This is a genomic window from Streptomyces sp. NBC_00076 (assembly GCF_045041235.1).
Classification (GTDB): domain Bacteria; phylum Actinomycetota; class Actinomycetes; order Streptomycetales; family Streptomycetaceae; genus Streptomyces.
The window spans coordinates 2,094,419-2,107,476 of the sequence record NZ_CP108242.1; the positions used below are offsets into that span (position 1 = coordinate 2,094,419).

11 protein-coding genes are annotated in these 13,058 nt (G+C 70.4%); 4 read left to right on the forward strand and 7 right to left on the reverse strand.

Going from position 1 to position 13,058, the window contains the following annotated elements:
- Positions 1 to 73: 73 nt before the first annotated feature.
- Both OHA64_RS09630 and OHA64_RS09635 read left to right on the forward strand, forming a co-directional pair.
- A complete protein-coding gene (locus OHA64_RS09630; protein ID WP_405610850.1) occupies positions 74 to 808 on the forward strand; it encodes a FadR/GntR family transcriptional regulator in 735 nt (244 codons plus the stop codon).
- A gap of 202 nt (positions 809 to 1,010) precedes the next feature.
- Positions 1,011 to 1,700, forward strand: a complete 690-nt coding sequence (locus tag OHA64_RS09635) for a gamma-glutamyl-gamma-aminobutyrate hydrolase family protein (RefSeq protein WP_405610853.1) — start codon at positions 1,011 to 1,013, stop codon at positions 1,698 to 1,700.
- 79 nt (positions 1,701 to 1,779) lie between these two features.
- On the opposite strand, the gene OHA64_RS09640 is transcribed toward OHA64_RS09635, so the two are convergent.
- From OHA64_RS09640 to OHA64_RS09665, 6 genes are all read right to left on the reverse strand, one after another.
- Positions 1,780 to 2,748 carry an aminoglycoside phosphotransferase family protein gene (locus OHA64_RS09640; RefSeq protein ID WP_405610856.1) on the reverse strand — a complete coding sequence of 323 codons (969 nt, stop codon included), beginning with the start codon at positions 2,746 to 2,748 and terminating at the stop codon, positions 1,780 to 1,782.
- Between the two features lie 109 nt (positions 2,749 to 2,857).
- Positions 2,858 to 3,805 (reverse strand): LysR family transcriptional regulator, encoded by a 948-nt coding sequence (locus OHA64_RS09645; RefSeq protein ID WP_405610859.1) that lies wholly within the window; start codon positions 3,803 to 3,805, stop codon positions 2,858 to 2,860.
- A gap of 217 nt (positions 3,806 to 4,022) precedes the next feature.
- Complete coding sequence (locus OHA64_RS09650) at positions 4,023 to 4,742, reverse strand: helical backbone metal receptor (protein WP_405610862.1); 720 nt, start codon at positions 4,740 to 4,742, stop codon at positions 4,023 to 4,025.
- The gene (locus tag OHA64_RS09655) at positions 4,742 to 5,308 is read right to left on the reverse strand and encodes a helix-turn-helix domain-containing protein (RefSeq protein WP_405610869.1); all 567 of its coding nucleotides are present in this window, start codon (positions 5,306 to 5,308) and stop codon (positions 4,742 to 4,744) included. Before OHA64_RS09655 ends, OHA64_RS09650 begins: the two co-directional genes overlap by 1 nt.
- Positions 5,309 to 5,706: 398 nt before the next feature.
- Positions 5,707 to 8,322, reverse strand: coding sequence for an ABC transporter permease/substrate binding protein (locus tag OHA64_RS09660; protein ID WP_405610872.1), 2,616 nt, complete (start codon positions 8,320 to 8,322; stop codon positions 5,707 to 5,709).
- On the reverse strand, positions 8,315 to 9,403 hold the full coding sequence (locus tag OHA64_RS09665; RefSeq protein WP_405610875.1) for a glycine betaine/L-proline ABC transporter ATP-binding protein: 1,089 nt from the start codon (positions 9,401 to 9,403) through the stop codon (positions 8,315 to 8,317). Before OHA64_RS09665 ends, OHA64_RS09660 begins: the two co-directional genes overlap by 8 nt.
- Before the next feature lie 304 nt (positions 9,404 to 9,707).
- Between OHA64_RS09665 and OHA64_RS09670 the strand changes: the two genes are divergently transcribed.
- Positions 9,708 to 11,210, forward strand: coding sequence for a recombinase family protein (locus OHA64_RS09670; RefSeq protein WP_405610878.1), 1,503 nt, complete (start codon positions 9,708 to 9,710; stop codon positions 11,208 to 11,210).
- 395 nt (positions 11,211 to 11,605) lie between these two features.
- On the opposite strand, the gene OHA64_RS09675 is transcribed toward OHA64_RS09670, so the two are convergent.
- Positions 11,606 to 11,773, reverse strand: coding sequence for a hypothetical protein (locus tag OHA64_RS09675; protein WP_405610881.1), 168 nt, complete (start codon positions 11,771 to 11,773; stop codon positions 11,606 to 11,608).
- A 275-nt stretch (positions 11,774 to 12,048) separates the two neighbouring features.
- Here OHA64_RS09675 and OHA64_RS09680 point away from each other — a divergent pair, with 275 nt between their 5' ends.
- Positions 12,049 to 12,978 carry a 5'-3' exonuclease H3TH domain-containing protein gene (locus OHA64_RS09680; RefSeq protein WP_405610884.1) on the forward strand — a complete coding sequence of 310 codons (930 nt, stop codon included), beginning with the start codon at positions 12,049 to 12,051 and terminating at the stop codon, positions 12,976 to 12,978.
- Positions 12,979 to 13,058 lie beyond the last annotated feature (80 nt).

The following is a 13,058-nucleotide window of genomic DNA, read 5'->3' on the forward strand; positions in this document are numbered from 1 at the left end:
TTCGGCTTCTACGGTCAGCCGGAAGCCATAAGGTATTGCGGAGAACCATTGCTTGGGAAGGGGGAACGGCCATATGTCGCTGGACGCTGACGGCGGCCCGGACGACCGGCTGACGCCGGTGCTGCGACCGGTGCGGGCCGGCAACGGCTTCGAGGAGGCGCTGGAGCAGATCCTCCAGGTCGTCCGGCTGGGCCTGGTACCGGGCGGTGAGCGGCTGCCGGCGGAGCGGGAGCTGGCGGAGCGGCTCGGAATCAGCCGGGTGACGCTGCGCGAGGTCCTGAAGGTGCTCCAGGACCAGGGGCTGGTCGAGTCGCGGCGCGGACGGTACGGCGGAACGTTCGTCCTGCCGCGCGCGGACGTCGGCGGCGAGGACGAGCTGCGGCGGCGGATCGCCGAGGTCGACATCGAGGACGTGCTGCGCTTCCGTGAGGTGCTGGAGGTGGGGGCGGCCGGGCTGTGTGCCACGCACGGCCTGTCGCAGGAGCAGGCGGACCGGCTGCGAGGAGCTCTGGCGGCGACGCGGGACGCGCCGCTGTCCGAGTACCGCCGCCTGGACACCCTGCTCCACCTCACCGTCGCCGAGCTGTCCGGCTCACCCACGCTGACCGCGCGGTACGCGGCGGTACGGGCCTCGGTGAACGACCTCCTCGACTGCATCCCGCTCCTGGTGCGCAACCTGGAGCACTCCCAGCGTCAGCACACCGCTCTGGTCGAGGCGGTCCTCGACGGCGACGCGGACGGGGCGCGGGAGATGATGCGGGAGCACTGCGCGGGGACGGCGGCGCTGCTGCGGGGGTTCCTGGCGTGACGGACTCGACCTGTCGTGACGTGGCGTGATCGGCTCGGCGGACGTGACGGGTAGTGGCGTGACCGGCTCGACGGACGGGGGCATAGGACCTACGTGACGGGGAGGGTCTGTCGCGGAGGCCGCCGAGATGAAAAGGTTTGAGCGCAGTCCATTGTTGTGACCGCAATGGTGACCGCGGTCCATCGAGGGGTCGGAGGGGTACATGGCGGGCAGGCCGCTGATCGGTGTCAGCACGTATCTGGAGGCCGGGGCGGGCTGGGGCATGTGGGAGCTGGAGGCGGCGCTGCTGCCCGCCGGGTATCCGCGGCTCGTGCAGCGGGCCGGCGGACTCGCGGCGATGCTCCCGCCGGACGCGCCGGAGCACGCCGCCGCGACCGTCGCCCGCATCGACGGCCTGGTGATCGCCGGCGGCCCGGACGTGGAGCCGCACCGCTACGGCGCCGAACGCGACCCGCGCACCGGCCCGCCCGCTCCCGCGAGGGACGCCTGGGAGCTCGCCCTGATCGACGCCGCCCTCGCCGCCGGTGTCCCGCTGCTGGGGGTCTGCCGGGGCATGCAGTTGCTGAACGTCGCCCTGGGCGGCACGCTCGTACAGCACCTCGACGGGCACGCGGAGGTGCCCGGGGTCTTCGGCCGGCACGCCGTGAAACCGGTGCCGGGCACGTCGTACGCCGATGTGGTCCCCGAAGAGTCCTCGGTGCCGACCTTCCACCACCAGGCCGTGGACCGTCTCGGCACGGATCTGGTCCCCTCGGCGTACGCGGACGACGGGACGGTGGAGGCCGTCGAGCTGCCCGGCCCGTCCTGGGTGATGGGCGTGCAGTGGCATCCGGAGATGGGTGACGACCTGCGGGTGATGCGGGCGCTGGTCGAGGCCACCAGGGGCCGCTGAGCCGTCAGGGTGCCGCCGCCGAACTGGCGCCGATGGCCGGCCGCCGACCGCGCCACGACCAGGTTGAGCCGTCAGGCCGCTACGACCACCTGAGCCGACGCCTGAGCCAGGTCAGGGCGGCATCGCCCTGGGCCCGCTGGAAGGCGCGCAGGGTCGGGATGCCCGGGGGCGGGGGCAGCAGGGAGTGCCGCAGGAAGAAACCGGCGAGGCCCGCGAGGGCGGCGGTGACGGCGTCCGGGTCGGCGTCCCGGCCCAGGGGATGGCCTGCGAACACCTCCTCCGGGTCCGGGCCGCCCTGGGCGCGGACGCAGGGCAGCATGACGAGCAGGTCGAACCACGGGGCGGCGCGCAGGGCGTGCGGCCAGTCGACGAAGACGACACGGTCGTCGTCGGTGAGCAGGATGTTGTCGGCGCGCAGGTCGGCGTGGGCGAGGGTGTCGCCGGTGACGGCCCGGGGCCAGGGCGCGGCGAGTTCGGCGAGGCGGGGCAGGTTCGTGGTGGTCCACGTGCCGAGGTGGGCGGGCGGCAGCCGGGTGGTCTCCTGCCCGTCGAGGAGTTGGCGCCAGCCGTCGAAGGTGTGGCCGAGGGCCGTGGCGGCGGGCGGGGCGTCGAGCGGGGACGGGGTGAGGGCGCGGGCGAGCTGTCCCACGGCGTCCAGCACTCGGCGCAACTCGGGCTCCCGCCACGGGACATGGGGCTGGCGGCCGGTCACGTCCTGGTAGACGAGGGCGACCCAGGTGCCGTCGTCGTGGGTGCCGAGGAGGCGGGGGGCGGGGACGGTGGGTGGCAGGGCGGCGGCATTGCGGGCCTCGGTGCGGTGGAGGTGCGGGCTGTGCGGGTTGGTGTCCACGCCGACCGCCTTGACGAAGGCGCGGCGTCCGTCGACGGTACGGACACGGGCGGCGACGCCGGGGGAGAATCCGCCGGGCTGGGTGACGGCGTGGACGACGGGGGCGCCGAGAACGCCCGCGACGGCGTCGCGTACCGATTCCGGGAGGTGTTCCCAGGGGGTGCGGAGGCCGGTGGCGGGCGGGGCGGAGGGGGTCATGCCCGTCATGGTGCGGGGCGCCTGTGCCGGTGCGCCAAGGTTTTTCGCCCCTGTCGCCCTACCCGGCCCATCCACGGGGCACCGCCAAGCTCCGGACAGGTGGGCCGGTCTACCCCCGGGTCAGGGACAGCAGGTCCCTCGCCGGGCCCACCGGGCGGTGGCCCGTCGGCCATACGGCGCGCAGGTCCCGGGCCAGGGCGACGCCCTCCACCGGTACCCGCACCAGCCGCCGCATCGCCAGTTCCTCCCCGACCGCCAGTTCGCTCAGGACCGCCGGCCCCGCGCCGCTGACCACCGCCGCCTTGACCGCCGTGGTGGACGACAGTTCGATCAGTGGTCGTGCCAGGCCGCCCAGAGCCGCGTCCAGGACCTGCCGGGTCCCCGATCCCTTCTCCCGCAGGATCAACGGCGTCACGGCGAGCTCCGAGGCCTCCAGGGAACCGCGACGGCGGGCCCAGGGGTGCTCCGGTGCCGTCACCACGATCAGGTGGTCGTGGGCGATGACCACGGAGTCCAGACCCGTCGGCACGGTGAGCCCCTCCACGAAGCCGAGGTCCGCCTCGTCGGCCAGCAGCCGCTCCGCCACCGCCGTCGAGTTGCCGGCGAGCAGCGACACCGCGGTGTCCGGCCGCTGGGCACGCAGCGCGAGCAGCCAGCCCGGGAGCAGGTACTCGGCGATCGTCATGCTCGCCGCCACCCGCAGCCGGGAGTCACGACGGTCCCGCAGCGCCTGCGCGCCCACGTCGAAGGCCTCCGCCGCCGCCACGATCCGCCGCGCCCAGTCCGTCACCAGCGCCCCGGCGTCCGTCAGCCGGGAGCCGCGCGGCGAACGGTCCACCAGCGCCACCCCCAGCTGGCGCTCCATGGAGCGGATCCGGCTGCTGGCGGCAGGCTGCGTGATCCCCACCTCCCGCGCCGCCCCGCCCAGGCTGCCGAGCCGCGCCACCGCCAGCAGCAGCTCCAGCGCCCCCAGATCGGGCACCCGGTGCCCGAGCGAGCCACCGCCCCCCACCGCTCGCGCCTGTCCCTCGCCCTGCTGCCCCTCCGCGCCGCTCATAAAGACAGCTTATGCCCTGATAGGGCCATACTCCCTGGTCGCGGCCCCGCGACGACGAGGCCGTGAAGACATGCTCACCGCTGCCCGGCCGACCCAGCCCTCAGCGCTCGGGCGACCCCTGCGCACCTGCCGCCCGGACAGCCACGGCGGCCCCTGCCGAGCGGTCACCTTCCCGGTGGGCACCGACCGCCCGCTGTGCACACCGCACGCGGCCCGATCAGCGGCGAGCTGCTCGCAGCGCCTCGTGCAGCGCCCGTGGCGCCTCGGCCAGTGACGGCCCGTACCACGTCAGGTGCCGTCCGCTGACGAGGGCGCAGGGCACTCCCGGGAAGGCCTCCGGACCGTCGTCGGCCGTGAAGCGGTAGGGCTCGTCCGGGAGGACGACCACGTCCGGGGCGGCGGCCCGCAGCTCCTCGACCGGGATCCGCGGATAGCGCTCGGTGTGGGCGGCGTACAGGTGATCGACACCCAGGCGGGCCAGGACGTCGCCGGCGAAGGTGTCCCGGCCCAGCACCATCCACGGCCGCCGCCAGATCGGTACCACCGCTGTCGTACGGCGTTCGGGTGCCCGCAGGGCCGACCAGGCCTCCTCCGCCTCCGTCAGCCAGCGCGGCCGGTGCTCCGCCCCGCACGCGTCGAGCACCCGCGCCAACTCGCCGAAGGCCTGCGGCACCCCGCGCACCTCCGTCACCAGCACCTCGACTCCGGCCGTGCGCAGCGCCGCCAGGTCGGGGGCACGGTTCTCCTCCTCGTTGGCGATCACCAGATCGGGGGCGAGGGCGACGATCCGGTCGACGTCGGGGTTCTTGGTACCGCCGACGCGGGCGACGTCGAGGTCCGCCGGATGCGTGCACCAGTCCGTGGCGCCGACGAGGGTGCCGGGGACGGTGACGGCGACGGCCTCCGTGAGCGACGGGACGAGCGAGACGACGCGCACTACCGCTGCCGGTCCTGGACCGCCTCGATGTGTTCGGCGACCGCGACGACGATCACGCGGGTGTCGGCCACCGTCGCCCGCCAGCGGTGGCGGACGCCGCCGGTGAGGTACAGGGTGTCACCGCGGCCCAGCCGGTACGCGCGGCCCTCCGCCTCGATCTCCACGGCGCCGTCGGCCACGTACAGCAACTGGTCGTTGCGGTACTGGAACTCACGGCCCGCCTCGTGGTCGCCGGTGAACTCCGAGGCGTGCATCTGATGGTGGCCGCGCACCAGGGACCGCACCTGGGGCACGAGCAGCGGCTCGAGACCCTCCGCGCGGACCACGTCGACACTGCACGCCGGGTCGGCGGCGGCCAGGAGTTCCACGGCGGTGGTGCGCAGGGCGTCGGCGACCTTTTCGAGTGAGGTCTGGCTGGGGCGCGCGCGTTCGTTCTCGATCTGGCTCAGGAAGGGGACCGACAGACCGCTGCGTTCCGCCACGACGGCGAGGGTGAGCTCCAGCGCGCGACGTCGGCGGCGCACGGCCGCGCCCACCCGCAGAGGCTGTTCTTTGTGGTCGCCCATCGCTACGGCTCCCTCCTCGGCTCGTCGGTCCACTTGTTCCAGCCCCGGCTCGGGCACTTCGCTCCTGATGACCTGTCTGCACCCTACGCATGTTCGGCAACACGTTTCACGCGGCCGTCACATCTGCCTCCCGCGACCCACGGTCGGACTCACGGTTCGCGCCAGTGGACCGTCCCCGGATCAGCCGGGCGAACGCCCGGATCGCCGTCCTCGCGCGGGGTGGCGGGCGTACGCCCACCGGCTGCTCACACCGTACGGCGAAGCTTGGGCAGGGACGTAGCTCTATGTGGTTGGCCGGATCCTTTCGTGGGGCCGGGCATGACCCGAGGGGTGGACCCCGCCACACGCTGTCAGGACGCGTGGGGAGGCCCACCCCTCGGGCGGCTTCGGTACGGCGGTTACTGCGGGGTCATCCGGTCGACCATCTCCGGGTGCTCCTTCAGCCAGGCGGCGACCGCCTCCTGCTCCTTGCCCTGGCCGCGCTGGGTGATCTCGGCCTCCAGGCTGCCGAGCTCGCCCTCGCTCATCCTGAAGTTCTTGATCCACTTCGTGAGCTGCGGGTACTGCTCGGGGAACTTCTCGTTGGAGATCGTGCGGATGGTGTTGCCCTCGCCGAAGAGCTTCTTGTCGTCCTTCAGCTTCGTGAGGTCGTACTGGCTGTACGCCCAGTGCGGCGACCACAGGACGACCGCGACGGGCTCCTTCTTGGCGTAGGCGCGCTTGAGCTCGGCCAGCATCGCGGGCGTGGAGCCGTCGACGACCTTGTACTCCTTGTCCAGGCCGTACCCGGGAAGCACCTTCGTCTTGAGGAGGTTCATCTCGCCGGTACCAGGCTCGATGCCGATGATCTTCCCGTCGAAGGTGTCCGCCTTGCCCTTGAGGTCCTCCAGGGAGTCGACGCCCTTCACGTACGAGGGCACCGCGACCTCCAGTGAGGTCGGCTGGTACCAGGTCCCCAGATCCTTGAGTCTGTCCTTGCTCTTGTCCCAGTAGTTCTGCTGGGCGTAGGGCAGCCAGGCGTCGAAGTTGAGGTCGAGGTCGCCCGAGGCCAGGCCGGTGTAGACGGGGCCGACGTCCATTTGCTTGAGGTTCAGCCGGTAGCCGCGCCGCTCCAGGACGTTCTTCCACAGGTGGGTGACGGCGATGTCCTCGTCCCAGGCGAACCAGGCGACGTCCAGCGGGCGCTTCGCCTCAGCCGGGCTGGCGGCCTCGGCGTTCTTGACCGGGGCCATCTTGTCGACGAGGCCGGGGTTCTGCTTCAGCCAGGCGCGCACGGCCTCCTGCTGTTTGCCCTCACCAGCCTTGTTGATCTCCGCCTCGAGACCGGTGAGCTGCTTCTCGGACAGCTTGAAGTTCTTGAGCCATTCGCCGGCTTCCGGGTTGTCCGCGGCGAAGCCCTTGCGGGCGATCGTGTGGACGCCGTCGCCGGTACCCCAGGCGCCCTTCGGGTCCTTCAGCTTCTTCAGGTCGTAGTCGCTGTACGCCCAGTGCGGGGACCAGAGCGTGACGACGATCGGCTCCTTCTTGGAGTACGCCCGCTTCAGCTGGGCCAGCATGGCGGGCGTCGAGCTGTCGACGACCCGGTACTCCTTGTCAAGGCCGTACTCCTTGAGGACCTTGCTCTTGAGCAGGCCCATCATGCCGGCGCTGGACTCGATGCCCGTGATCTTGCCGCCGAACTCGGAGGCCTTGCCCTTGAGGTCGGCGAGGGAGTTGACGTCCTTCATGTACGACGGGACGGTCAGCTCCAGGGACGTCCGGTCGTACCAGGCACCGAGGTCGTCGAGCTTGGCGCCGTACTTCTTCCAGTACTCGGCGTGAGTGGTCGGCAGCCAGGCGTCCGTCTGAAAGTCGAGCTGGCCCGCGGCGAGCGACGTGTAGAGCGGGCCCGCTTCGAGCTGCTTGGTCTCGACGTCGAAGCCGCGCTGTTCCAGGACCTCCTGCCACAGGAAGGTGGAGGCGACGCCCTCGTCCCAGGGGATGTAGCCAATGGTGATCTTCTTGCCCTGGCCGACGTTCGTCGTTTCCGAGGCGATGGTCTCGCCCTTCGAGCCGCCGAAGACGCTCATGCCGCCCGCGACCAGTGCGAGTACGACGATTCCGATGACCGCGACCGCGGGGCGCGGGCGGAAGTTCGAGATCGTCACACCGTGGGCGGCGCGCAGCTTGGCGAGAGCGCGGCGGCCCGTCGGGGACGCCTGGGTACCCAGGGCGCTGGTCATGCGGTCGAGGTAGATCGCCAGGATCACGATGGAGATGCCTGCCTCGGAGCCGAGGCCGACATTGAGCTGGCCGAGGGCCTCGTTCACGTCGGCGCCCAGTCCGTCGGCACCGACCATGCCCGCGATGGCGGCCATGGACAGGCCCAGCATGATGACCTGGTTGACGCCGGCCATGACCGTGGGGAGGGCGAGCGGGAGCTGGATGCGCAGCAGGGTGTCGCGCGGGGCGGTGCCGAACGCGTCGGCAGCCTCGACCAGTTCCTTGTCGACCTGACGGATGCCCAGCTCCGTCATGCGGACGCCGGGGGCCAGGGCGAAGATCAGGGTCGCGACGATGCCGGCGGGGGCTCCCGAGCCGAAGAAGAGGATGGCCGGGATGAGGTAGATCATCGCAGGCAGCGTCTGCATGAAGTCGAGGACCGGCCGCACGAGGGAGCTGACCCGGTCCGAACGAGCCGCCCAGATGCCGACCGGCACCGCGCTGACCAGGGCGATGATCGTCGCGACGAGGACGAGTGACAACGTCATCATCGCGTGGTCCCACAGTTCGAGGGAGTCCACGAACGCGAACCCGACGAACGTCAGCACGCCCGCGACCGCGCCGCGCAGCCAGAACGCGATCACGGCGAAGATGCCCGCGAGCAGCAGGGGGTGCGGGGCCTGGAGGACGGTGTCGATGCCGTCGTAGAAGCCCTCGAAGACGGTCTTGAGGAAGTCGAACAGCCAGGCCATGTGGTCGAGCAGCCACTCGACGGTGCTGTTGACCCAGTCACCGAACGGGATCCTAGGCACGGGCGATCACCTTCTCGACGCCGTGATCGCCGGGTGAGTCGCACGGAGCGGGTTCGCCGTGCTCGTCGCCGAGGAAGCCGACGAGCCGTGCCCGGGGGACGACGCCGACTAGTTCTCCGTCCTTGTCGAGGACGGAGACGGGGTGCGTCAGCCGCGCGCTGATCGCGCAGAGCTCACCGAACGGGGTGTCGGGGGTGGCGGTCTCGCAGTCGCAGTCCGCCTCGTCGCCGCGCACCTCGGTGTCCATGACGGAGGCGGCGGTGAGGATGCGGGAGCGATCGACGTCCTGGGTGAAGGAGGCCACGTAGTCGTTCGCGGGGCGGATCAGGATGTCCTCGGCGGTGCCGATCTGCACGATGCGGCCGTCACGCATGACGGCGATGCGGTCGCCCAGGCGCATGGCCTCGTTGAGATCGTGTGTGATGAAGACGATGGTCTTCTTGAGTTCCTTTTGCAGCTCGATCAGCTGGTCCTGCATGTCACGGCGGATCAGCGGGTCCAGCGCGCTGAACGACTCGTCCATGAGCAGCAGGTCGGCGTCGGTGGCCAGGGCGCGGGCCAGGCCCACACGCTGCTGCATGCCGCCGGACAGCTCGTCGGGCCAGGACTTCTCCCAGCCGGCCAGTCCACACAGGGCGAGCGCCTCGGCGGCCCGCGCCTCGCGCTCACGCCGGGGAACCCCCTGGACGGCCAGGCCGTAGGCGGCGTTCTCCAGGACGCTGCGGTGCGGGAAGAGCGCGAAGTGCTGGAAGACCATACTGATCTTGTGCGCGCGGACCTCGCGCAGCGCGCGGTCACTGAGGGCGGTCAGGTCCTGATCGTCGAAACGGACATGACCCGCGGTCGGCTCCAGGAGTCCGTTGAGCATCCGCAGCAGCGTGGACTTGCCGGAGCCGGACAGACCCATCACCACGAAGATCTCGCCGGGTTCCACGGTGAAGGACGCGTCGATCACGGCGGCCGTGGTGCCGTCGGAACGCAGTTCCTCCCGGTCGGCTCCCTTTCGCAGCTGCTCGACAGCGTTGTCCGGTCGTCTTCCGAACACCTTGTAAAGGCCTGCGGCCTCAAGTCTGGATGACACGCGTACCTCTAGTCTCGGCGGGCAGAAGCAGAGACGCGAGGCCACGACCAGTTGAAAGCGCAACCAGCACATCTCTTAGTGGCGGCGCCTGCCCAGACGCCTTGTGACCAAACGTTGAAGTGTTCCAGTTCACAGGACGTTTACGTCCACCCGTCCCGCTCCGCGCGCCTGGCCCGCGCCTTGCGACCACATCGTTGCCAACGGGGTTGTGGCCGACCGCTCTTGTGAGTGCGGTACGGCGTCATGCGTTTCGAACCTGTTGATGCTCGGCGACAACGCATCGCAGGTGTTTACTATTACCCGCATGACAACTGCATTCTCCCAGGGCCGGCGGGTGATCGGGTACGCCCGCATCTCCAAGGCCACGGACGAGAGCACGTCGATCGAGCGCCAGCGGGAGCTGATCCGGACGACCTGCCAGGCACGGGGCTGGGCGCTCGCCGAAATCATCGAGGACATCGACGTCTCCGCCACCAGGACGCGGCTGGACCGCCCCGGCCTCACCCGCGTCCGCGAAGCCATCCAGTCGGGGCGTGCCGACATCGTGCTGGTCTGGAGGATCGACCGCGTCGCGCGTTCGGTGTCCGACCTCGCCGCGCTGACGGATGAGTGGGCCAAGGCCGGGGTGTCGCTCGTGTCGGCCACCGAGCCGTTCGACATGACGACGTCCGCCGGTCGCATGCTGCTTCAGCTCCTGGGCGTGTTCGCCGAGTTCGAGGCCGCCACCATCCGCGACCGCGTCCTCGCCGCGCGGGCAGCCCTCGTGAAAGCCGGCCGCCACCCCGGAGGAGCAGCGCCGTACGGCTACCGCGTCGTCGACAACCCGACAGGCGCCGGGAAGGTGCTGGAGGTCGACCCCGTCGAAGCCGCGTACGTGCGCAAGGCCGCCGACATGATCCTGGACGGGAAGTCGCTGTACTACACGACGGCGGCACTCAATGCCGCCGGGTCAAACCCCCGCAAGGCCGCCGCCTGGTCCATGACATCGCTGCGGATCGTTCTGACGCAGGACGCATCGCTCGGCTACATGACCCACAACGGGAAGCTGGTCCGCAACGACGACGGAGAACCGGCCCAGGTCTGGGAACCCATCCTGCCGCTCGAAGACATGGCCCGACTCCGCATGCTGCTGGCACCGACGAAGGCGCCCGGCGGCGAGCGGAAGCGCAGGGCGCGCCTGCTGTCCGGCGGACTGCTGCGGTGCTCGACCTGCGGCGGCTCGATGCGGGTGAACAGAACCGGCGGAGCGAAACCTGTCGTGCGGTACTCGTGCTCGGGCAAGTCCGACGGCACCGGCTGTCAGCGCGGCGTTTCGATCGTCGCCGAGCGCATTGAGGAGTACATCACGGGGACCTTCCTCGATCTCGTCGGGCGGTACTCGGTCGTCGAGGTCCGCGAAAGCGTCCGCGAAGTCGCCGACCTGGCCGCCGTCGAGGCGGAGATCAAGGCGACGACCGCCGAACTGGCGGACGTGGACGACGACGACAAGGAAGCGGAGCTGCTGGCCAACCTCCGCTCGCTCAAGGCGCGGCGTAGGCAGCTCCTCTCCCAGCCGAGCGAGCCCGTCGTCGAGTACGTCGAGCTGGGCCAGACCTTCACTGAAGCCTGGGAGGGGCGCGACACGGACGGCCGCCGCTCACTGCTGGAGAGCGCCATCGCGCACATCGTCGTCCGCCCGGGTACGCGTGGCCGCCGAGGTATCGACCCTCAGAGAGTCGATATTCACTGGCGGAACAAGTACGGCCCGGACGTCGACGTAGTAGACGTACTAAGCGCGGACGACCACATCAGCCAGCTGTCCGACTGACAGGTAATGCGTCCATGCGGGCGCTCCTGGGCACATGGCCGTCCGGGGCGCCCGTTCGGCCGTCTTAGGGGCGCTACCAACTCTGTCCCGGACGGATACAGTTCAAAGCAACCGGTTTGGATAGCTGGACCACGACGGGCCCAGCTGGAGCGACCCGCCACCGGCCGCCACGGAGGCCACCATCCCCGACCGTTCGCAGATCATCAGCCTGCCCATTGATGCGCCGAAACGCCGAGCGCGTCAGCGTACGGGACCGGCCGCTCCTGATGCATTGAGCGCGGCGAGCCACGGGAGTCAGGTCTGTGGGAGTCCCAAGCCAGTGCCAGCTGAACAATGCCATCCCGAGGCAGAGTCGATCTGCGTCGGCCAGTCCAGGTCGCGCAGCCGGTGAGCACTCAAGGGATCAGAGCGGCGATCAACAGGGTGAGGGGCAAGAAAATCACGGGAGTTGCTATCAGCCAGCCCATGCGCGAGGACGTTTTCGCACCGACAAGGACGCAGAACGGCGCCATGAGGAGCACGTAGAAGAGGAACACTGCCCAGATGATGACGCCTGCGCCCACGATGCCCTCCTAGTAGTACCTGCCGCGTGCTCGCGCCAGCTGCTGCGCGGTCACCCGCACAGCAGCTATTTGAACACGTTCAACTTCGATCTCGCCAGGATGTCCGGGCGCGCCCTCACCCCCGGCTGGTCGGATGGGTACGAGACCCGCGCCGATAAGCGCAAGGCCGCCCCGTCCGCCTGTCTCCCCCCGTGGCAGATGGGCGGGGATTCAGCATGATCCCGGCGGCATCGTCGAGCCCGGCGTCGTACCCTCGTCAGTGGCATGCTGTGCGCATGTCGACCCGCCCAGAAAAATGGCTTTTGCTTGACACCGCCTCGCTCTACTTCCGCGCCTACTTCGGCGTCCCGGAGTCCGTGAAGGCCCCGGACGGCACACCGGTGAACGCCGTGCGCGGGCTCCTCGACTTCATCGACCGCCTGGTCAAGGACCACCGCCCCGACCATCTGGTGGCGTGCATGGACGCCGACTGGCGGCCCCAGTGGCGAGTCGACCTCATCCCCTCCTACAAGGCGCACCGGGTCGCCGAGGAGCACGAGGCGGGCCCGGACGAGGAGGAGGTGCCGGACACCCTCTCACCGCAGGTGCCGATCATCGAGACCGTCCTCGACGCGCTCGGCATCGCGCGCGTGGGCGTCGCCCGGTACGAGGCCGACGACGTGATCGGCACGTTCACCGCGCGCGCCGAGGGCCCGGTCGACATCGTCACCGGCGACCGTGACCTGTACCAGCTGGTGGACGACGCGCGCGGCGTGCGCGTGCTGTACCCGCTCAAGGGCGTCGGCACGCTGCAGTTGACGGACGAGGCATGGCTGCGCGAGAAGTACGGCGTCGACGGCAGCGGGTACGTGGACCTGGCGCTGCTGCGCGGCGACCCGAGCGACGGCCTGCCGGGCGTGCCCGGCATCGGCGAGAAGACGGCGGCCAAACTGCTCACCGAGTTCGGCGACGTGGCCGGGATCATGGCCGCGGTCGACGATCCGAAGGCGAAGCTGACGCCGTCGCAGCGTCGGCGCCTGGACGAGGCGCGGCCGTATGTGGCGGTGGCCCCGAAGGTCGTCCGGGTCGCGGACGACGTCCCGCTGCCGGAAGTCGACACCGTGCTGCCGCGCACCCCGCGCGATCCCGTGGCACTGGAGGAACTGGCGGCCCGCTGGGGACTGGGTGGATCATTGCAGCGACTGCTCGCCACTCTCGCGGCGTGAACAGTGATCGTGAACAGTGCTCTCGTTCCCCGTGGGCAAGTTTCCCCGGAAGGCGGGCAAACTTCCGCTAAAGAGACCGC